The following is a 19747-nucleotide window of genomic DNA, read 5'->3' on the forward strand; positions in this document are numbered from 1 at the left end:
TTACATTCTCGTTCACCAACTACACGTCATTGGCATCGGTAGAGTTTAACAGGAGTTCCTTCTACAAATGGAACTTATTCTTCATGCAATGGGATTGTGTGAAGTAAAGCAGGTTTATTGGGCAACTTACAGGAGTATCTATGTTTAAAATGATTTTAAAAAGAGCGTTAGTATTAAGTTTACCTGTATTAAGTATGAATGCGCACTCAGGGCCAAGCAAAGAGTTTTTAGCCAATCAATGCTATGAGCTTTCTCGAGTTGTGGTATCTTTAGCAGATAATCAGGAAAAAAAGATCTGCATCAATAAGCTTTATATGGCTTCCGTACAAATGAGGACCGCAGCCCTTTTAATTATAGAAAACTCTTCTGATGTAGCAAAAGAGATATTGAATAATGCTGTAGCAGCTTTGCAATATGCAGAACTACTCAGCTGCAAACAATACATTCAAATTGCACACTCAAAATTTGAAGCTCAGAAGATTAAAACATTATTGTAATGACGATACTCTTCAAGTGCTTATAAGGCCTTGGAGAGTTGTTAGGAGCTTTTAAGTGAGTTCATATTTAAAAATTGTATTTTTAGTTCTTGTTGTTTTTATTGCTGGCGTTGCGATTGGAGTTCATTTTCATCCATCAATTCATGAATTCATGGAAAAAATTTGGAATAAGCTAACTCGAGAACAAATATCAGAAGAAGTGCACTTTTGTCCTCCAGCGAGCATCGTCCAACAACATCAATACAACCCTGATGCATTTCAAGTAGGCAAATTATATTGGCAGATGGAGTACCAAGGCTGGAGAGCACCTGAGAGCATAGGCTTTATGCAAGCACTGATTAATTCAAATAATAATTTAGTGTGTTATTACCACTGGCCAAATCCAAAAGATAAAGGCACTTATTTATGGCTGACTATTCACTTATCACCATCAGTAAATCAAATTGTGAAGCCTTATGGCCCATATTGGACAATTCAAAAGAAAGAAATGCAATCAATATGTAGTTCAGGAATAAATGCCTGCGGTATTATTCTTTCAGAAAGTACCAAAAGGATCATCCCTCAAAAATAAAGCCATAGCCTGGGTGCCGCGCAGCGAAACCCGGGCTACAAACACCAATCATCCGATAACCCCTTGTTATTTCCCGCAGACTTAGTTATCATTTGCCACCAAGTCGGGGCGTAGCGCAGCCTGGTAGCGTACTAGCATGGGGTGCTAGTGGTCGAAGGTTCAAATCCTTCCGTCCCGACCATCAAATCCCCTTTATAATCAGTAAGTTGCATCTTCTTAGTTAAACCCCTTAAAAATAAAAAATTCTGCTGGGTGTACTTATGGGTGTACTTTTAAAATTTCGAAACATCACATCTCAAAACCTGTGGCAATGATCATAAACACAATTGACGTTATAAAATTACTACTAAGCTTATATTTTCATGTAAACTTAGAAGTAAAGATGCATAACCAGTTTATAATGAACATTGAGAACTATTAGGTACCTAATATGAATAAACAAAATATAAAGTTGCTATTTTTCTCATTTATTTTATTAATGGTTTTAGTTTTATTGCACTATTACTGGGTGATGATGGAATGGAAGGATATCATCATGACCGCTGCGGTGATTATTGGACCAATAGTTGCTGTTATTATTGCTCGCACTTTAGACGATGAAAAATTTTCCAAAGAAAGAAAACTTGAAATTTTTAGAGCACTCGTAAAAGATAGAAGCAATCCATTGTCTTATGATTTCGTAAATGCCTTTAATTTAATTCAAATTGAATTTTCGAAAGACAAGCAAGTTATTGATGCATGGAAATCTCTTTATAATAGCCGTCAGGAAGCGGGTCCTGCAAAAGATGATCATGAAGGCTGGGGTCGAAAAATTGCTGAATGGAATAGTAAAACAGATAGGTTATTATTTGAAATTGCTACAATTCTCGATATGAAGGTTAATCCCTTTGATATTCAAGCTAGCTATATCCCTGTTGCGTGGGGCAATGAACAACAATTGAACTCAGAAATTAGAGCTTTACTACTGAAGCTACTTAAAAATGAAATATCATTGCAGATCAAAAATAGTGAAAGTGTGAATACAATGGAAAATTTATCAGACGAGCTCAGAAATCAATGAGCAAGTGCAATCTTAATGGAGTGAAGCACAATCAAGTTTTTTTGCTGCTTCCCACTACGCTTGCTATTCATTCTTAAGTTAACCTACTATGACATCATATTTGTGACTCTTTCGAATTACCTGGAATTATATGAAAACTGTTTGTGTTTATTTGGGTGCTCAATTTGGTAATGATAATGAGTATAGTGATGCAGCAATTTTATTAGGTAGAAAAATAGCTGCTGATGGCTTTACACTAGTTTATGGTGGTTCAAGTTTAGGGATGATGGGACTTCTTGCTAATACTGTAAAAGAATATGGTGGAAGGGTAGTGGGGATAATTACTAATCATCTTATTCAACAAGAAAAACCGTTAAAATCCTTAGATGAATTACATATTGTAGATTCTATGCAGGAGCGTAAATCATTGATGCAAAAAATATCTGATATTTTTGTTGTGATGCCAGGTGGACTAGGAACTTTAGAAGAAGCAATTGAGACATGGAACGCAATAAAAATTGGAGAATTAACAAAACCCTTAGGTTTTTTAAATATTAAAGGATATTTTGATGGGCTATTTTCATTTGTGAATTCATGTGAGCAAGCTGGCTTTCTAACTGCTCAGGCAAGTAATATCCCTATTTCAAGATCTAATATTCCATTGCTTTGGAATGAAATGCTTGATCGATATAAAGCATGTCATTCTGTTTCTATTAGCTAGGTGTAAGATAATTAACCTATCTGAGCGTGCTGTTGATAGAAAAAAATCACTCTTCATTATGCTTCATTCTGATCTGTCGACAATGTTGACATAACATTTCACCATCCATGTAAGATTCTAAAAGACTAGCCACATCTACTGTTCCTCCGGAAACACAAGTATCATCATCATACTCTTCGTCGTTTTGGACCACACCTATACATCTTGGATTAAGTAGAGGCCAAATTTCATCTTCATATACTCTTTCTTGAGCCGGAGACAAATTATCAAAGGATTCTTCGCCTATGATTTTTCTACAAATACCCTGTGCTGCTTCATTATGGCTTAAATAGTCATTCTCTATTAAGTATTTTAAAACTTCTATTTGCTCCATTTTTTCATAAGGATCTTCGAACTCCATAATCTGCCCCTTGAATTAAAATATTATCTTCAGTATAGCCTTAATTTGGGTTATTAGAGGAACGACATAATTATGTTATGGTCAATGAAGTGCACAGGAGCAGAAAGCATGTCTAAATGGTTTATTAACTACTTGAGCATGTATAGGTAGGGCTTGGTTTGATACTAATTAAATTTCCTACAATCTCTTTAGTATTGGCATCAACTAATTGGTTATATGCATTAATTCTTAAAGCCAAAATACAGTTAGACAATTCTGTTTTAACATAAACCCAATCGTTTTTGCGAATGTATTGATTTGCTCTTAAAGTCCGTTTACGTTTCTTTTTATCTAAAGGGTCAAATAGTATAATTGATTCTTCATTTTCCATGTTTTTCGGTTCACTCATTGTTTCAATAGGGATTTCTAAATTTACGTCTGAAAGAAGCTGCTCTACTATCGATTTATATTCTTCCGGACAGATTATTTTATTAACATTATTGTTGGAAATTTTTATACGTCTACGTATTAATATCTCAAAGCAAGGATGTTTTTGTTCTAATGCTTCAATTAATGTTCTAGTATCACTCGTTTTATCTTTATCAGGGCTTGTTAAGAATTTACGACCTGAATTAAAAGGAAAAACAAAAAACTCCCTAAATGGTAAAATTTTTTCCGGCTTTATAACAAAACATACACAACCGTAATATGATTGCCCACCATAATTATACCAATTTGTATTTCCAAGAAATACATAATCCAAAAATCCATTTTTTGTTTCAGCTAAAACATCATTTCGATTCAGTTGGTTCAAGATATGAGGGTTATGGTAGTAATGTTTTCCAAATAGCATCGCCTTGGAGTATAGATAACCATCTTTTAAAATACTTTCCATAGATTCTATTGAAGTCCAATGATAGAGAGAATACAGATCTTTTCGCAGTAGTCGTTTTAATTGAGTTCTCACGTAATGAGTAGGAGTCGTCATAATAACTGCTATTAATGAATATTGAATTAATTATAGAATATAAAAATTTTATATTGCCTTAATATCCGCATATTAGCTTGAGGCTGATGAGCAATGGTGATACTGGAACAACCAGTTTGATCTAGCATTTAAAGATGAGATACTATGAGTAGTCCTCCGCAATTTATAGTGTCATCGAGGTAAATAATCTTATGGTTTTATCCAAGGTAGACCTTAGTAATGGCTAAACGTGAATGCCCAAGTTCCCGACTAATGATTTGCCGTGCCTGTTTGTCAATTTTCTTCTCGTTACTATTGAGTTCTTTAGTAGCTTTTCCGCCAGCTATCGGGCAGACTAATCCAATTTTTAAAGAATCAAATTCTTTAGTCAATTCGGAATATCTACGTTGAGCATAAGCATGACGCAGGCCATGCAATTTACAGACTCCCATTAATTTAGCTTGTTGTTGATAATGACCTAAATGTTGCTTATAGGTTCTTTTCGTAGGAATTAGTGACTCACCACGTCTTATCTGTTGCCAGACTTTTGATAGCCATTTCATTTGGTCTTTATTGGAAATTTTAAGCAATCGACCGATACCGCCTTTTGTCCAACTGGGTTTGATATGCAAACAATCGCCATGCCATGCTTCACTGACTATAAATTTCATGGATTCTTCCCTACGTAGGCCAAAAAGCATTTGTGCTTCCAGTGAAAGGCGTATGTGCGGATCGGTACATAAGTTTAAATCGATATGGTGGATGGCTTTATTTTGAGTAGGAATATAAGTGCGTTTATCAATTTGATAGGAGTCATTACCCGTTTTTACTAGTTTGGGTTTATCAAGAAAATAAGCGAGCTTACGCAGTTTGGACATATAATTCTTGATAGTTGCGGGACTCTTGCCCTGTTTTTTCCAATGCTCAACAAGAACATAAATATGTTTGGGCTTTAAGCCATTTAAATGACCAACTTTAAAACCCAATTCATGCAGGTCTTTCATGCAGCGATTAATCATATGTTTCATATCCGCCTTACTTGCATAGGAATAACCCTGCATCTGTCCAATTAATTGGTGTACTGAGTAAAGTGCACTGCGTAGTTTATTGCTCATTGAGATAACTCCAAAGTGTGGTACGGGATTTCAGACCCATTTCATCCATTATGAGTAAGGACAAACGGTAATGGGATATTTGAGATGATAGTTGTGAACTTAATTGTTGGGCATAAAGATAACGCCAGCATTTCTTACTGGGTAACTTTGAGGACTTCATCGCTTTTTGCCAGCTAAAACAGATAGCTCTATAACCATGAGTGGTAATAAGACATCCGTTTCCTTGGGTTAATGTATTAAAATCCTGTATAAGCTTTATTTGGGCTTCGGAGCGAATAGGAATCTTCCTATCCTTGCTGTTAAAAGTGATTTCTCGTGTCAGTAGTAATTCATGCTCTTGGATATGTACTCCTGGCAAAATGCGCATGGCTTCGCTCAAGGTCAAGCCAAAATGAATTTGAAAACCTAAAAGGATTTTGGCAATGGGATCATTGATCTTATCAAGCAAATCAGCAGAAGTTTTTCGAGTTTTCTTCTTAATTTTTTTAGTTTGCAAACCAAGGCTGAGATTATCAATCTTCTCAACATTATGACCCACATGACATAGAAATTTGCGGATGATGGTCATATAATTCATAAGAGTCGAAGGCTTAACCTTTTTCTTATGCCAATGTTGAATCAGGTGTTGCAAATGGATGGAAGTCAAACCCGGCCAATTGGATGGCGCAAGGCCAAGAACAAAGAGATCCTCAATCATCCTAAGAATAACAAAGCGACGGTATTTTTTGCCACGAGGGCTACCGCTATTATCATGATCCAGATACTGGCTTGCTATTTGTCTTAACGAGTGTTTGCGCATAATTTTATTCAATCAATCAATTTATTTGCCCTGTCTTTGGTTTAGTGTTAATCGAGCGATTCACTCAAAGAGGATATCCCGCTTGCGCTGCAAGGCTCGAAATGGTGGGACAAATCAAGGTTAATGATTATTGTGGTACAACGGTTTTTTAGTGGTTTATCTCCTTATTGTTTAAATACAAAAACGCACGGCAATCCAACAGCAGCTGCCGCTGATCCATGGTTAATAAAGAAGTGATTATTAACTTATCTACCCGATGGTAGCCTATCCTAGAACTACAGATTCCCGACTAGACGTCCAGCCACAGGTTAAGGGATGAGAGTGGCTTAGCATAAGACCCGAAGGTTTCGCCTGAGTTGCACAGGCTCATCAGTTATGCTTATGAAAAATCTAGCAAAGGCGAGATCTGGGGGCAATAGGTTTTGGAGGAATATTTTGTTCAATCCTGTGGTGCGGGATTGAATTTTTTTTGTTAATTGTTTGATTTTAAATTTGAATTTTTTGATTATTTCTCTGCGTCACTGCTGGGAAATTGCAGTGACGCAGAATACTATCTAATTACCAATCAAAATCTAAGAGGTATTATTTGCTAGTCTAACTCAACGACTGTTCCTGATTTATATATAGCTATGGCTGGAACCTCTTCGTCATCAAATTTGGGTTCCTTTCTAATAATTGAAAAAGTCAGATCCACATGCTGCATAGATTTTTTTGAAGCATAATTTCGTGCTTCATTTTCGTCATCAAATTCTTTTCTGAATTTAGTATTTTTCGGATCGGAATTAACTACATATATATTCATAATTGCCCCCATTATGGTGCTTTAAAAACAGTTAACAATTTTTTACCAATGAAAATATTATAGTCCAGCATTTTAGCTAAGTGATTTTTAGAGTCCGCACAGAAAGTGATTGCAAATTAATTTGTTGCCAAAAATATTATAAATAGTGTTATACTATACATAACACGGCCTGCTCCTCTACATTGAAAAATGCACGAGTGGGTTTTCTTTTTTATAAAGCCTAAAAAATGTCGCATTATAATAAACCTTATCTTACCTTTGAACAGCAACTTGAGTTATTAAAATCTCGTGGTTTGGGGGTAACCAATGACAAAGTGGCATTGGAGTATCTAGGTCGATTGGGCTACTATCGTTTAAGTGGTTATTGGTATCCCTGCCGCAAATTACTCCCTTTAGTAGAACAACAAACAAAATCTATAAGACCTCGGCGTTCAGATGAATTTTTGCCAGGTTCTCGATTTCAGGATGTTGTGGATTTGTATGTCTTTGATAAAAAGCTGCGCCTATTAATATTGGATGCAATTGAGAGAATAGAAGTTGCTTTCAGAGTGGACATAGCTTATTTGCTTGGTGAAAGAGACCCGTTTGCCTACACCAATCCTGATTTATTACATGGTCATTTTACTAAAAAAATTGATCCAAATACGGGTAAAACGAAGTATCAAGAATGGATTTCTAAACATGAGCAATTAATAAATCGCTCAAAAGAAGATTTTGTAGAGCACTACAAGGCAAAGTACGGTTTACCATTGCCGATATGGGTTGCTATTGAGTTATGGGACTTTGGTCTTTTGTCTGTATTTTATAAAGGAATGGCAGTTAAAGATAAGGCTATCATTGCTAACAAATATGACATTCCTGACTGGCAGATTATGGAGAGTTGGTTACGTTCTTTAAATTATGTCCGAAATGTTGCGGCGCACCACAGCCGTTTATGGAATAGAAACTTAATTGATCAGCCGAAGCTTGCAAAGCCAGGTGCAATGCTTGCTTTCGATTCATTCATTGATAATGTTCATATGACATCGAGAGTATATGTGGTTTTATGTATATTGGCGCATTACATGAAAATAATTTGCCCGCGATCAACATGGCAAATGCGTCTAGTGGAGCTGATACACTCCTTTCCAAATTCCAATTATGTAAGTATTCAAGATATGGGATTTCCAGCTGAATGGGAACAACATATATTCTGGAAGAATTGATTTTGTGGAGTGCATATAGACTTAGGCGGCTTTAACTACTTATGTGAACTCTCAAGCCAACTTTTTTTACCCAACCAACTTGCAGGATAAGGCCAAAGAGGCATGGTTTTTTTGGGTTTAACTAGCTGTTCTTGTAATCCATCCATGATCAGTGCAAAAAGTCTTTCATCAGGATCAATTTGCTGAAATTGGTTCCAGGCTTCGGATTTATAGCTAGGTAGGGGGTAGAGTTGCCAGAATTGTTCGAATTTTTGGTATAGATCTTTTAGGTTGCTGTTGGGCTGTGCTTTGAAAGCTGATTTTGATATACAGGCTGTTTTTTTGGGTTTCATTGATTTTAGGTTTTCTGGTGGTACTGGATGGTTCTGTTCTACTTGGTTCGGTGGATTTTTTTTAGTCTGAGATTCATTTTCAATGTCAACAGGCTCATATGGGTTAGCCAAAAGACATTTCACAATGAGGTTTTTTGTTGTTGAGCGAATTTCTATGATGCCTTGGCGTGCCAGGGATTTAATTACACGTTTCATTTGTTGGTGGCTAGGGCAGCCTGTTTTTACGCCCTTGATGGGGGCGACATAAAGTGTTTCTCTCAGTGACTGGTAGCTTATTTTTCGTTTAATGCCGACCATGAATGTTTTTCTGTCCATGTAGGGACGGATGCCCATGAGGTAGACAACTCTTTGCATGAGTGGGATTTCGCTGAGTGCGTCCAGTTCATATGTGGTGACGAATAAGAAATCCATTTTTACTCCTGTTTTAACCCTGTATTTTAATTTCAATTGATATCAAACGCTATCAATCGATGACATTTAGATAACCAAGATGCATTAAACTTGATTCATTCTAGGAAATTGGATAAGAGTGTCAATAGGTGAAGTGAGCTTGATAGTAAATGATATTCAATGAACCTTATATTTTTTTTTACTTAGAGGTTTTTGCACTTGAAGCCAGTTCATTTTTGTTCAAAATTTTTAAAAATTAATTTTCCTCGCGCGCATAAAACACACAAAATAAAATATCTGGAGTTATGAGGTGGATCGGCCTGGAGAGTTTCACTTTGTCGGGTTTTTAGATTCGACAGGTTTTTTCACCATGCCAGTACTGTATCTTGCTATGTCGGGTTTGTGCCGGGATGATGTGTCGGGTTAAGGTCGGCCTTGTTTTGGGCGGATTTAGGCTCATTGATTTGGGGAGTTAAAAACAATTGTGGTGAAAGTTTAGTTTAATGGTCATCTATTGATGATGTTTATTTAAATCGGAGTGTTTGTCAAAGGTTTTTTCTACCTGTTATTGATTGAATATATATGAAGTTATTTTCAAATTGTGACAAATTGTCACTGTTCAATTTAATCAAAATCAGACAAAGTCTAACCAAATTTAAATAAATGGTAAGATTATGTCTGATTTTGAGATGGAAGATAAATTGTAAATAAATTAGAAGTTATACGTAAAGATTTAATCGAATCGGCCTGGGCTTTTTGCGTTTGGCATTCACAAATAATCTGCTTCTTTTAAAATTTGAATAGAAATTCTTTTGTTCAGCTTGGGTCTTGGTCTGTGTCTGTTCTATAATGTAAATCCGTAACACTTGTTCGGTATTTTCATTCATGTTAGTTATCTCATCTCCGCATTTTTCCCATTTACTGACAGCGGTGTGCGATTCATGAACCACTGTTTTGCCAAATTCTCGAAGGGTCATGGAAAAATAGGAGCGAATGAATTTAACTTGATTGCCAGTTAATCTCTCTTCTTGAATGGCCAATTTTTTAATAATTTCATTGGCAATGTATTGGACATCAATTTTTGGAAGCCATTCATCATTGAACCGAACCATTTCTACGTTCCCTAATTCGATAGGAAAACCAAGTCCCTCATATAGGACGTTAGGTTCTATTTTAGTTTCCATGGTTTTTTCCTTGATTACATTGCACATAGTAATAATAGGCGTCACAATGGTTTCTGTAAACTTAGTTTACATTCATTTAAAATAATTAAAACTTGTATATAAAAGAGCATATGTTCCATTTTGGAACCTATGTATTTTTTGATTGCTGTGTATGAAAAGTTATTAGTATGTTTGATTTTGAACCATTTACAAAATGGAAACAGTTGCTCATTTTTCAGTTATTTCCATTTTGGAAACATCTGCTCAGGATGTTATAAGCAATATTTGCCATCCCTTTTTCTAATTACCTTATTAAAATGGAGGTGGCAATATACCTCTACCCTTAATCTAACATTGATCATAACTGTTAAATTCAGTTGGTGACAAAATGTCACCAACTGAATAAATATTTAATGTTGGGATTCATTTATTAAATCTAATCCTTTTGTAGTTAAGCGATATTTTTGCAATCGGCTGTTGGGTATGTCTGGAATAGTCATTTCTATCATTCCAAGTGTTATAAGTTGTTTAATTTGCTTATTTAGTTCACCAGAAACGGTTTCATGACCTAAGGCACGAGCAATTTGTAATTTGCCAATTTCTTCATTTTGTAATATCAAAATGACTCTAGCCGCAAGTTTTGACTCTAGCCGTGACTCTAGCCGTGACTCTAATTGTTCATCCCTTTTATCGAAAATAGTGTCAATTGGTATAGCTTGTGCAAGGTATATTATAAAGCGTATTCGCATCCCAATTTCTATAATTTCGGGTTCTTGTAATTTTTGTTCTATAGCTTCGGAGTAGATACGACTTACGCCACTTCCCCATTGTTCAATTAAATTAAGTTCACGAAAAACTCTGGCAATGACATGATTTCTAATTTTTGATATACCCTGTCGCATATCTTCAATTGTTAGTCCTGGCAAAAGAATTCCAGGGTGTTCTATTTCTATACGGTCGTCAAAAAAGGAAATTCGAATTGGCGCACCACGTTGAGAGTAGTCAGTATGAACAAGTGCATTGATAACAGCTTCGCGCAACATAAGAAGAGGGATACTCCAAATATCTTTTCTTTGTACTGCTGAAAAATCAGCGCCACGTAAAGCGTGCTTTTTCAAAAACATCATGATGCTCTCAACTGCATTGGGAAGATAGTCATAGATATCAACATGATCGAAAATACGGGATTTGTCTTTACCAATGAAACGGCCACATTGTACCCAGGCATCAGGAAAATATGTATTGCGTTCTTTTCCAAATAACAATATCGCGCCTTTTGTTGGAACTAATTTTCCTTGATGAGAAGTGATGAGCTTTAAAGTCAGGAGGTTTTTTTCATTCAGCGATTTAATATCTGAAAATAGTTCTTGAGCTTTCGTTATATCAACATCATCGACAGAAAGCTCAGGCATGGGCATTTCATCAAAATTTACTCCTTCTGAGCGACGGTGTAATTCTGTGATAAGCTCTTGATCTGCTTGACGATTTGTGGAACCTAGTCGGACATAAATACCTTGTGTTGATCCCTCTGAATTGATCCAATGAGGTCCTGTATTGCTGACAAATACTTCAATTACCAGCAGTGTTTTATTATTTAGTGTTACCAATTCAATACTAGGTATAAGGCGTGGTGAGATAGAATCAGCAATCAGATTACATAGACGTTCCTCTTCGTCTAATGGATGCTCAACACCTGTTATTTGTCTATCATCATTGCCCCCAATAATCAGGTGACCGCCAGCTGTATTTGCAAAAGCAACGATAGATTTAAGTAGTGATTTTGGTGATGATAAATCTCTTTTAAACTCGAGTGTTTTTCCTGCTTGTTGTGTAATTAGATTTTTTATCATAAATTTTTATCCAATCGTAATTTCTGCTTTGTTTAATGCATCTTTGCAATATACAGCTAATTTGGGGGAGTCTGATTCTATAAGTTGCTTAATACGTTCTTCCCACCGAATAAGGGCTTCCTTTCTTTGAGGCAGCATTTCATTCTTATTATAAGTAGCCATGATCTTTGGCATCTTATGCCCTAAACATTTTTCAATCACCACTGGATCAACATGTAACGCTTCACCAAGCTGAGTTGCAAAGGTTCGTCTTAAATCATGTGCTGTCCAGTGAGGGATGCCTACACGTGATTGTATTCTGATTACCGCTCTTGGCATAGCTCGGTCAGATAATATACTTTGGTCGTCTGCGCCTGTAATGACGTATTCTGAATTGCTGTGGGCTTTGAGTTCTCTCAATACCTTTTTAGTCATTTCTGTGAGGTGGATTCTCATGACTATGTTAGTTTTGGTATTTTCGGCAGGGATAGTCCATAAGGAGTTTTCAAAGTCGAATTCTGACCATTTGGCTACTCGGATTTCTCCTGTTTTAACTCCTGTTAGCAGGATGATTTTCAGGGCTGCTCTGATCTGGAAAGAAGTGCCATGTTCTTCACTGTCTAGGAATTGCCATAGGGTTTTTACTTCATCGAGGGTTAAATAGCGTTCTCTGGGTTTTTCTATACCGCCTATGTCTCTGGCTCGTATGGTCATTGCAGGGTTTAGCAGCATTTCTCCTCGGCTTACAGCATAGTTGAAGGCTTGCTTTAGTGTGCTCAGTACTTTATTGGCATGTACGGGTGAACCGCGACCAACGATTTTATCGAGAGCTTGAGTTATTTCCCTCGTTTTTAAGTGTTCGAGTTTTTTATTACCTAATAAGGGAATAATATCTCCCTTGATGTGCTGCCAGACTTGCAGAGGCTGGGCGCGGTGTTTTTCGATGTAGTTGGTGTACCAGTTGAGTATCAGTTTTTTTACTGTGCTTTGGTCTTTCTGTTTTTGTTCTTCAATGTGCTCTTTGGGATTAACTTCGCCATGACGCATATCGCTTAAATCGATAAAACGTTTCTTGGCTTCCGATAAGCTCATAGCTGGGTAGTGGCCTATAGTAAGGAAATGTCTTTGGCCGTTAATTTTATAACGGTATAACCAAGTTTTTAACCCTTTGGGGGTGACACGGATGCCAAAGCCTCCGTCTCTGAATTCTTCATAACGAGCAGATCTTGGTTTTAGGGATCGAATATATGCGTCTGTAAAGTTTCTTTCCATCATTGCACCACTTAAAAATTAGGTGTACTTCTAGGTGTACTTTCGTGAGTTCTCACATGAAATCATTTGATATTTTTTGAAGTATATCAGATGATAAAAATTAATAAAATACAATGAGTTAATGATACTTTTTGATATCAAATGATACCGTTTGAAAACGGTCTTTTTAAGAATGGGGTGCTAGTGGTCGAAGGTTCAAATCCTTCCGTCCCGACCATCAATTCTCCTTTTAAATCAGTAAGTTGAGTCTTCTCGGTGCGGAGTGGGAGTTTGTTCATCAAAACAGCCTCTTTGTTAATAATAAAGAGTAGTTTCTTCTAAGATTTTAAGCATGATACTTTTGAAAAACGGGAATAGGTGGTTTGAAATACCTATACCCGGCTAACGCCTAATACGGGCTAATTATCTTAATCGCCTGAATAATACTTTTACTGACGGGGTTACTGTGTTTTTCAGGTCGATACACCAGGCAAATATCATCTCTGAATACAGGTGCGCCTTCCAGTTTTTTAAGATTCGGGTATTGCAAGGCAACCCTGGAAGGTAAAATGCCATACCCCAGGCCTATCGCCGTTAATTTGGCTGCAACTTCCAGATTGGAGGAACTGAGCACTCCGCTAAAATGGATTGTGCTGTTCATGTTTTTCAGTATGTACTGCGACTGAGCAAGGTTTTTATCATAAATCAGTTTATCTTGTGCTGTATCAGTATAAAAAACAGTAACTTCATCGGTACATAGCTTGGTAATCACCAGATCAGGATACTCTATGGGATTCACAATAATGCCAAAATCAGCCTCCCAACTGATCACTTTTTCCATCATCTCTCTTGAAAGACCATGAATGAAATTAAAATCAAGTTTGGGAAAATCATGCTGTAACTTTGGTAAAAAATACTCAAGTGTGTACAAGGCAACAGAGGGGTGGACGGCAATGGTATAGCTACCCTGCACCATGCCTGATTCAGGATGAGCCAGGTTCTGCGCATGCTCCCATTCATACATCAGTCTATGAGCACGCTTTTTAAACTCTTCACCTAATTTAGTTAGTTGAATGCCATTTTTAAGGCGGATAAGCAGTTGCCCACCTAACCTGTCTTCCAAACGCTTGACCGCATAACTAAAGGCAGGTTGTGAGATACCCACAATTTCAGAAGCCCGGGTCATGTTCAGGGTTTCACTCACCGTAATGAAGTATTTGATATCAGTCAATAATAAAGACATTAGAGCTTTCAATAACATAAGACATAAATAAAACTTATCACATCAATAAAAATAAGTCATTTTATTTATTTCTTTGGACTGGGTAATATTTTATCAAGTGATGCAATTAGTCCAAGATAAAGGTGCAAAAAAGTGAACAATCCAACATACAATTTGATGTCCCCAGATAATGATATAAGCAGTGATTTTGTGATTGAAATGGCAAAAAGGATATTGGCTGAAGTCATGATTTTCCGCCGTGTTCCTGAAGCTATAACTTCATGCCGCGATTTGAGATGCTCTGATTGCAGCGCTCACCACTTACCCAAAATAATTTCTGCCGTGACTCAGAATAAACCGGTTACTTTTGTATTACCGGCTTTTCCTGGCAAGTCGCCTAACCCTGAAAAGGTACTGGGGCACCTACCCGATCTGGCTGAACGCCTTTCCCTGCGTTTTCTCGGCAACCTGTGTCAGCGTATCAAAAAAATATACATTCCTGGCATTAAAATCATTCTTTGCTCCGATGGACGAGTATTCAGTGATGTGGTGGGCATGGTAGAAGAACACGTGAGTGCCTACCAACATGAGTTGGATAAACTGATAGCAGAACTGGCCCTGACAGACGTGAGCATCTTTAATCTTGACGATTTTTACCAAGGGTTGAATTTTGTCCAAATGCGCGAAGAGCTCATGAAGCATTATGGAAATTCTGCAGAATCTAAAGCAGAAAATTCGCAACGGCACAAAACTTTTGGCAAGTGCTGATGAACAGGAAGCCATTCGCATGTATCGCGGCATCACCCGTTTTTTGTTTGAGGATGCTATGCACCAGAACCAAACCAAAAGCCGCACTGCTATTCAAAAAGAGTCTCGTCATAAGGCTTGTGAAGTGATTAGAAGAAGTAATGCCTGGAGCCATTTAATTGAAAAGCATGTCCCTGACGCGGTGCGATTATCGATACATCCACAAATCTGCGGTGCCAAAAAACTGGGGATTCGTCTGGTAGGAAATGAAAGCTGGAGGACGCCATGGCATGGTGTCGCTGTTGAAAGCAAAAAGGGATACATCCTTCTCAAACGCTCTGAAGCAGAGGCTTTGGGGGCTCGTTTGATTCACAGCAAAGACGGACGGCAAAGCCATTACAGTTTACTAGGATAATATTTACAGGCTACAAACACAAAATTAATTCAATCCCAATTAGCTGAGGTGTAACATGATCTATAAAATAAACCGCATGAAACCATTTGGTGTGCTCATCGAACCTGTAAGCCATACTACTCATATCAATGATCTGGATATAGAGGAGTTACGTCAGTTATTTTGGCAAGAGCAACTCTTGTTATTAAGAGGCTTTGCAACTTTTCAAAACGCTGATGGCTTTGCCGATTATTGTGAGCGCTGGGGTGAAATCAGTATTTGGCCTTTTGGGAAAGTATTGGAACTCATAGAACAGGAACACCCCGAAGACCATATTTTTGATAATAACTATGTTCCTCTGCATTGGGACGGTATGTATCGCCCCCAGGTTCCGGAATATCAAATATTCCATTGCGTTAAAGCCCCTATTACTGGGCAAGGAGGAAGAACTACGTTTTCAAACACTGTTCTGGCCTTAAAACAAGCCGCTGCTGAGACCAAAAATCTATGGAATAAAGTAACAGGCATCTATCAAAGAAAAATGGAATTTTACAATAGTAAAACAGTATCGCCTATTATCACCAGGCACCCGCGAAAAGACATACAGGTCATTCGTTACAATGAACCACCCTCTCAAGAGAAAGGTCATTTTCTTAATCCTCCCGACCTTGAATTTTCCGGCATCAGTGATGAAGAGTCAGTGCATTTTCATGCCAGTTTACAAAAAGCGCTCTATGCTCCTGATACCTTCTACGCTCACAAATGGCAAACGAGTGATGTTGTCATTGCCGATAATTTTTCACTCTTGCACGGCAGAGAAGGATTCACCTCCAAATCCCCTCGCCATATTCAACGGGTGCATGTTTTAAGTAACCCTCCTTTTGATAATCCCGGACTGGAATCCTACCAATGAACGTAAATGTTACAGACATAGTTATTGTGGGCGCGGGCCCTGTTGGCCTCATGTGTGCTTATCTGGGGCAGCTTTGCGGTTTACGAACTCTTATTGTAGACAAGACCGAAGCCCCATTGGAAACAGGCAGAGCAGATGCATTCAACGCACGCAGTTTACAACTACTTGAAGTGGCTGATTTATTTGTCGATCTCTATCCTTTAGGAAAAACCTGCAACACCAGTTCGGTCTGGGCTGATGGGCAATTTGTTTCCCGTCAGTCTTCATGGTGGGAGGCACTGGAAGGCTGTCTGCATCCCCATTTTCTCATGCTTGGTCAATCGTATATTGAAAAGCTGTTGGATGAGCAACTAAAAACGATGGGAGCTGCAGTGAAACGCTGTACTGCTGTGGCGCATATAGAACTTAATGAAGAAGGTTGTCTCACCACTTTGGACGATGGCACGCAAATTCAATCACGTTATTTAATTGGTGCTGATGGTTCCCGATCGTTTGTCCGCGATCACTTTCACATCCCTTTTGAAATCATCCGGCCACAAATTGTATGGGCAGTTATAGATGGGATTATCGATACCGACTTTGCAAAGGTTCCTGAAATCATCGTCTTTCAGGCGGAATCCTCCGATGTAGCCTGGATTCCCAGAGAAGGTGACATTGACCGCTTTTATGTTCGTATGGACATCAAAGAATTTACCCTCGAAGACGCGCTGGGCAAAATTAATCGGGCACTGCAACCGTATACTTTAAGCTTTAAACAGATTACCTGGTTTTCCCAATTTTCCGTTAAGGAGTCAGTAGCGGAAGAATTCTTCATTCACGATCGCGTTTTTCTTGCAGGAGATGCCTGCCATATCCATTCGGTAAATGGCGGTCAAGGCCTTAACACCGGACTTGGTGATGCCTTTAACCTGATGTGGAAACTGCACAGAGTCATGCGTTGCAACGCTCCGGAAGAACTGCTACAAAGCTATACAAAAGAACGCCGACCTGTGGCACAAAGTGTTATCACCAGTTCAGGCGAGCTCGTCCGCTCCACCAAATATTCCCCTACAGGAACCCATGCCCAGGATTATGTAAAGATTGTTGAAAAGCGTGCCGGGAATATTACTGGAATGGGAATTCGTTATGGGGATGAAGGACTTGAGGGTACGCGTCTCTTTGATATGGATCTGTTTCACGGCAACAAGAAAACCCGGCTTTATTCACTTTTGGATTATACGAAATATACTCTGCTCCTCTTTGGTCATTGTGAATGTATGCCCCCAGCTCAAGATACGGTTCAAGTCATTCAGATTTATCTGGAACCCTGTACGGATGATTTATGGACACATGCAACTCACTATAAAAATCAGGCCATATTAGTCAGACCTGACTCATACATTCAATCAATCACTTCCCTGGACAGCAAGGAGTATAACCAATGAACAGACCTGTTATTATAGTGAACCCTATATCTTCAGGAATAGAATTAGCTCCTGCATTTAAAGCACGCGGAATACCAGTAATAGCCATAACACTTCACTCCCTGGAATGGGCAGGCTTTGGTACCAACATTCAACATGCGGACTTTAACGAAATTATTCCCATCCAACCCAATCTTGCAGAACGACTTAAGGATTATGATCCTCTTGCTATTATTCCTGGCGATGAAGAAGGCGTCCCCCTTGCAGAATCTTTGGCAGCGACGTTGACACCCCAATTTGCCAATGATCCCGCAAAAGCAATGAACCGATTACATAAAGCACTGATGCAAAAATCATTACATGATGCAGGTATACCGGCTTTGAAAACACTAAATACTGCATCTGAGAAAGAAGTGGAGGCCTGGTTTAAAACCAATAGCCTTACTGACTCATCGTTTATCATCAAGCCGCCAATCTCAGCGGGCAGTGACAAGGTCTTCCATATATCCACCAAAGGAGATTGGCAAAAGGCCTTTCATCAGGTATTGACCGAACCATCGAAACTTACCGGAAAAATGAATGACACAGTAGTCGTCCAGGAAGAAGCCATAGGTACAGAATATGCCGTGGGTACTGTAAGTGCAAATGGTTCCCACTATCTGACCCATTTAATTAAATACAATAAGACTTCTTTTAATGGCCGTAAAACCGTATACGATCACGTCGAATTTATAGCCTTTGATGAAGAAGCACATGGGGATTTATTCGCTTACACAAAAGATGCACTTGATGCTTTGGGCATTCGCTGGGGAGCTGCTCATACTGAAATTATCCTCACAGAGCATGGCCCTCGCCTGATAGAAACAGGTGCCAGAATGTGTGGCGGCCCCGTTGTTGGCTTTGCCCGTGAAGCCACTGGCAGTAGCCAGGCAGACAAATTGGTTGAGATTTATGTTGATGGTAACGTTGCTACCAAAGAATACGTATTCAAAAAAACGGTTGTACCTGTTTTTTTGAAGTCCTCAGCAGCAGGAACCTTAACCAATATGGAAGCTTTTGCAGACCTTGCCACCTTACCGACCTTCTTTAAAAAATATATTTGGTTTAAAAATGGCGATGTTGTGCCTCAAACTATAGATTACCTTACAAACTTGGGAATAGTCGCACTAGCTGGCGATCGCCAGGCTATTTTCAATGATTATCAAAAAATTCGTCAAATGGAATCCGAGTTGATGATTTTGTAAGTTCACTATGGTCTTGATTGCTATTTCGATCCCGTATTACGCTTCGCTAATACGGGCTACAACGTACCCCAGAGTTTATTAGGTGATGAGATCAATGAATTGATGACAAATATGCGGCTCAGACAGAGATTCTCTGAGCATTTCATCCAAGGCTTGAGTTATCTCACGAGTTTTTAAGTGCTCCAGTTTCTTATTGCCCAATAGGGGAATGATATCTACTTTGATATGTTGCCCAGAGGTTGGGCGCGGTGTTTTTCAATGTGGTTGGTATACCAATGGAGTACCAGATTTTTTACTGTGCTTTGGTCTTTCTGTTTTTGCTCTTCAATATGCCCCTTGGGGTTCACTTCTCTATGGCGAATGTCGCTTAAATCAATAAAACGTTTGTTGGCTTCGGATAAACTCATAGCAGGGTAGTGGCCTATGGTGATGAAATGCCTTTGGCCGTTGATTTTATAACGGTATAGAAATGTTTTTAGCCCTTTGGGTGTGATTCGAATATCAAAACTGCCATCTCTGAATTATTCATAACGAGCAGATCTTGGTTTTAGCGATCGAATATAGGCGTCTGTAAATTGTCTTTCCATCATGGCACCACTTAAAAAATTAGGTGTACTTTCGTGAGGTTCTCACATGAAATCATTTGATATTTTTTGAAGTATATAGATAAAAATTAATAAAATACAATAAGTTAATGATTCTTTTAATATCAATTGATACTGTTTGAAAAGGCATTTTTTAAGAATGGGGTGCTAGTGGTCGAA

21 protein-coding genes and 1 tRNA gene are annotated in these 19747 nt (G+C 38.3%); 11 read left to right on the forward strand and 11 right to left on the reverse strand.

Annotated features, from left to right (window positions below; all coding sequences use genetic code 11):
- Window positions 1–140: 140 nt before the first annotated feature.
- From ACWTEW_RS20215 to ACWTEW_RS20235, 5 genes are all read left to right on the forward strand, one after another.
- Window positions 141–497: a hypothetical protein gene (locus tag ACWTEW_RS20215; RefSeq protein WP_454780306.1), complete on the forward strand. Its 357-nt coding sequence runs from the start codon at window positions 141–143 to the stop codon at window positions 495–497.
- 55 nt (window positions 498–552) lie between these two features.
- Window positions 553–1068, forward strand: a complete 516-nt coding sequence (locus ACWTEW_RS20220; RefSeq protein WP_454780307.1) for a hypothetical protein — start codon at window positions 553–555, stop codon at window positions 1066–1068.
- Between the two features lie 104 nt (window positions 1069–1172).
- A tRNA-Pro gene (locus ACWTEW_RS20225) sits at window positions 1173–1249 on the forward strand.
- Window positions 1250–1498: 249 nt separating this feature from the next.
- Window positions 1499–2128, forward strand: a complete 630-nt coding sequence (locus ACWTEW_RS20230; protein WP_454780308.1) for a DUF6680 family protein — start codon at window positions 1499–1501, stop codon at window positions 2126–2128.
- 130 nt (window positions 2129–2258) lie between these two features.
- The gene (locus tag ACWTEW_RS20235) at window positions 2259–2828 is read left to right on the forward strand and encodes an LOG family protein (protein WP_454780309.1); all 570 of its coding nucleotides are present in this window, start codon (window positions 2259–2261) and stop codon (window positions 2826–2828) included.
- A 46-nt stretch (window positions 2829–2874) separates the two neighbouring features.
- On the opposite strand, the gene ACWTEW_RS20240 is transcribed toward ACWTEW_RS20235, so the two are convergent.
- The 5 genes from ACWTEW_RS20240 to ACWTEW_RS20260 form a co-directional block, all read right to left on the reverse strand.
- The gene (locus tag ACWTEW_RS20240) at window positions 2875–3228 is read right to left on the reverse strand and encodes a hypothetical protein (protein ID WP_454780310.1); all 354 of its coding nucleotides are present in this window, start codon (window positions 3226–3228) and stop codon (window positions 2875–2877) included.
- Window positions 3229–3352: 124 nt separating this feature from the next.
- On the reverse strand, window positions 3353–4195 hold the full coding sequence (locus ACWTEW_RS20245; RefSeq protein WP_483099557.1) for a hypothetical protein: 843 nt from the start codon (window positions 4193–4195) through the stop codon (window positions 3353–3355).
- A 197-nt stretch (window positions 4196–4392) separates the two neighbouring features.
- Window positions 4393–5289 carry a phage integrase N-terminal domain-containing protein gene (locus ACWTEW_RS20250; protein WP_454780312.1) on the reverse strand — a complete coding sequence of 299 codons (897 nt, stop codon included), beginning with the start codon at window positions 5287–5289 and terminating at the stop codon, window positions 4393–4395.
- The gene (locus tag ACWTEW_RS20255; protein ID WP_454780313.1) at window positions 5279–6088 is read right to left on the reverse strand and encodes a phage integrase N-terminal domain-containing protein; all 810 of its coding nucleotides are present in this window, start codon (window positions 6086–6088) and stop codon (window positions 5279–5281) included. The genes ACWTEW_RS20250 and ACWTEW_RS20255 overlap by 11 nt, the downstream gene beginning before the upstream one ends.
- Before the next feature lie 589 nt (window positions 6089–6677).
- Window positions 6678–6890, reverse strand: coding sequence for a hypothetical protein (locus tag ACWTEW_RS20260; RefSeq protein ID WP_454780314.1), 213 nt, complete (start codon window positions 6888–6890; stop codon window positions 6678–6680).
- A gap of 227 nt (window positions 6891–7117) precedes the next feature.
- Here ACWTEW_RS20260 and ACWTEW_RS20265 point away from each other — a divergent pair, with 227 nt between their 5' ends.
- Complete coding sequence (locus ACWTEW_RS20265) at window positions 7118–8095, forward strand: Abi family protein (RefSeq protein ID WP_265657354.1); 978 nt, start codon at window positions 7118–7120, stop codon at window positions 8093–8095.
- Window positions 8096–8130: 35 nt separating this feature from the next.
- Here the strand turns inward: ACWTEW_RS20265 and ACWTEW_RS20270 are convergent, their stop codons facing one another.
- From ACWTEW_RS20270 to ACWTEW_RS20290, 5 genes are all read right to left on the reverse strand, one after another.
- The gene (locus ACWTEW_RS20270; protein ID WP_454780315.1) at window positions 8131–8838 is read right to left on the reverse strand and encodes a Vir protein; all 708 of its coding nucleotides are present in this window, start codon (window positions 8836–8838) and stop codon (window positions 8131–8133) included.
- Between the two features lie 698 nt (window positions 8839–9536).
- Window positions 9537–10001 (reverse strand): hypothetical protein, encoded by a 465-nt coding sequence (locus ACWTEW_RS20275; RefSeq protein WP_454780316.1) that lies wholly within the window; start codon window positions 9999–10001, stop codon window positions 9537–9539.
- Window positions 10002–10390: 389 nt separating this feature from the next.
- Window positions 10391–11830, reverse strand: a complete 1440-nt coding sequence (locus ACWTEW_RS20280; protein ID WP_454780317.1) for an ATP-binding protein — start codon at window positions 11828–11830, stop codon at window positions 10391–10393.
- Window positions 11831–11836: 6 nt separating this feature from the next.
- Window positions 11837–13084: a tyrosine-type recombinase/integrase gene (locus ACWTEW_RS20285; RefSeq protein ID WP_454780318.1), complete on the reverse strand. Its 1248-nt coding sequence runs from the start codon at window positions 13082–13084 to the stop codon at window positions 11837–11839.
- 385 nt (window positions 13085–13469) lie between these two features.
- A complete protein-coding gene (locus ACWTEW_RS20290) occupies window positions 13470–14303 on the reverse strand; it encodes a LysR family transcriptional regulator (RefSeq protein WP_454780319.1) in 834 nt (277 codons plus the stop codon).
- 132 nt (window positions 14304–14435) lie between these two features.
- Between ACWTEW_RS20290 and ACWTEW_RS20295 the strand changes: the two genes are divergently transcribed.
- Genes ACWTEW_RS20295 through ACWTEW_RS20315 form a run of 5 tightly spaced genes read left to right on the forward strand, consistent with a single transcriptional unit; the run spans window position 14436 to window position 18983 of the window.
- On the forward strand, window positions 14436–15050 hold the full coding sequence (locus ACWTEW_RS20295; RefSeq protein WP_454780320.1) for an L-tyrosine/L-tryptophan isonitrile synthase family protein: 615 nt from the start codon (window positions 14436–14438) through the stop codon (window positions 15048–15050).
- Between the two features lie 19 nt (window positions 15051–15069).
- Window positions 15070–15444, forward strand: a complete 375-nt coding sequence (locus ACWTEW_RS20300; protein ID WP_454780725.1) for an L-tyrosine/L-tryptophan isonitrile synthase family protein — start codon at window positions 15070–15072, stop codon at window positions 15442–15444.
- A 55-nt stretch (window positions 15445–15499) separates the two neighbouring features.
- Entirely contained in the window at window positions 15500–16336 is an 837-nt protein-coding gene (locus ACWTEW_RS20305) for a TauD/TfdA dioxygenase family protein (RefSeq protein WP_454780321.1), read from the forward strand.
- The gene (locus tag ACWTEW_RS20310) at window positions 16333–17760 is read left to right on the forward strand and encodes an FAD-binding protein (RefSeq protein ID WP_454780322.1); all 1428 of its coding nucleotides are present in this window, start codon (window positions 16333–16335) and stop codon (window positions 17758–17760) included. Before ACWTEW_RS20305 ends, ACWTEW_RS20310 begins: the two co-directional genes overlap by 4 nt.
- Window positions 17757–18983: an ATP-grasp domain-containing protein gene (locus ACWTEW_RS20315; protein ID WP_454780323.1), complete on the forward strand. Its 1227-nt coding sequence runs from the start codon at window positions 17757–17759 to the stop codon at window positions 18981–18983. The genes ACWTEW_RS20310 and ACWTEW_RS20315 overlap by 4 nt, the downstream gene beginning before the upstream one ends.
- Before the next feature lie 215 nt (window positions 18984–19198).
- Here ACWTEW_RS20315 and ACWTEW_RS20320 read toward each other — a convergent pair whose 3' ends face one another.
- Window positions 19199–19483 carry an Arm DNA-binding domain-containing protein gene (locus tag ACWTEW_RS20320; RefSeq protein ID WP_454780726.1) on the reverse strand — a complete coding sequence of 95 codons (285 nt, stop codon included), beginning with the start codon at window positions 19481–19483 and terminating at the stop codon, window positions 19199–19201.
- Window positions 19484–19747 lie beyond the last annotated feature (264 nt).

The organism is Legionella stuttgartensis, assembly GCF_977063405.2.

Coding starts and splice junctions, on each gene's coding strand:
- ACWTEW_RS20265 (WP_265657354.1), top strand. CDS start 7,118: ATGTCGCATTATAATAAACCTTATCTTACCTTTGAACAGCAACTTGAG.
- ACWTEW_RS20235 (WP_454780309.1), top strand. CDS start 2,259: ATGAAAACTGTTTGTGTTTATTTGGGTGCTCAATTTGGTAATGATAAT.
- ACWTEW_RS20315 (WP_454780323.1), top strand. CDS start 17,757: ATGAACAGACCTGTTATTATAGTGAACCCTATATCTTCAGGAATAGAA.
- ACWTEW_RS20310 (WP_454780322.1), top strand. CDS start 16,333: ATGAACGTAAATGTTACAGACATAGTTATTGTGGGCGCGGGCCCTGTT.
- ACWTEW_RS20285 (WP_454780318.1), bottom strand. CDS start 13,084: ATGATGGAAAGAAACTTTACAGACGCATATATTCGATCCCTAAAACCA.
- ACWTEW_RS20305 (WP_454780321.1), top strand. CDS start 15,500: ATGATCTATAAAATAAACCGCATGAAACCATTTGGTGTGCTCATCGAA.
- ACWTEW_RS20245 (WP_483099557.1), bottom strand. CDS start 4,195: ATGACGACTCCTACTCATTACGTGAGAACTCAATTAAAACGACTACTG.
- ACWTEW_RS20275 (WP_454780316.1), bottom strand. CDS start 10,001: ATGGAAACTAAAATAGAACCTAACGTCCTATATGAGGGACTTGGTTTT.
- ACWTEW_RS20230 (WP_454780308.1), top strand. CDS start 1,499: ATGAATAAACAAAATATAAAGTTGCTATTTTTCTCATTTATTTTATTA.
- ACWTEW_RS20270 (WP_454780315.1), bottom strand. CDS start 8,838: ATGGATTTCTTATTCGTCACCACATATGAACTGGACGCACTCAGCGAA.
- ACWTEW_RS20240 (WP_454780310.1), bottom strand. CDS start 3,228: ATGGAGTTCGAAGATCCTTATGAAAAAATGGAGCAAATAGAAGTTTTA.
- ACWTEW_RS20255 (WP_454780313.1), bottom strand. CDS start 6,088: ATGCGCAAACACTCGTTAAGACAAATAGCAAGCCAGTATCTGGATCAT.
- ACWTEW_RS20250 (WP_454780312.1), bottom strand. CDS start 5,289: ATGAGCAATAAACTACGCAGTGCACTTTACTCAGTACACCAATTAATT.
- ACWTEW_RS20280 (WP_454780317.1), bottom strand. CDS start 11,830: ATGATAAAAAATCTAATTACACAACAAGCAGGAAAAACACTCGAGTTT.
- ACWTEW_RS20215 (WP_454780306.1), top strand. CDS start 141: ATGTTTAAAATGATTTTAAAAAGAGCGTTAGTATTAAGTTTACCTGTA.
- ACWTEW_RS20300 (WP_454780725.1), top strand. CDS start 15,070: ATGTATCGCGGCATCACCCGTTTTTTGTTTGAGGATGCTATGCACCAG.
- ACWTEW_RS20290 (WP_454780319.1), bottom strand. CDS start 14,303: ATGTCTTTATTATTGACTGATATCAAATACTTCATTACGGTGAGTGAA.
- ACWTEW_RS20260 (WP_454780314.1), bottom strand. CDS start 6,890: ATGAATATATATGTAGTTAATTCCGATCCGAAAAATACTAAATTCAGA.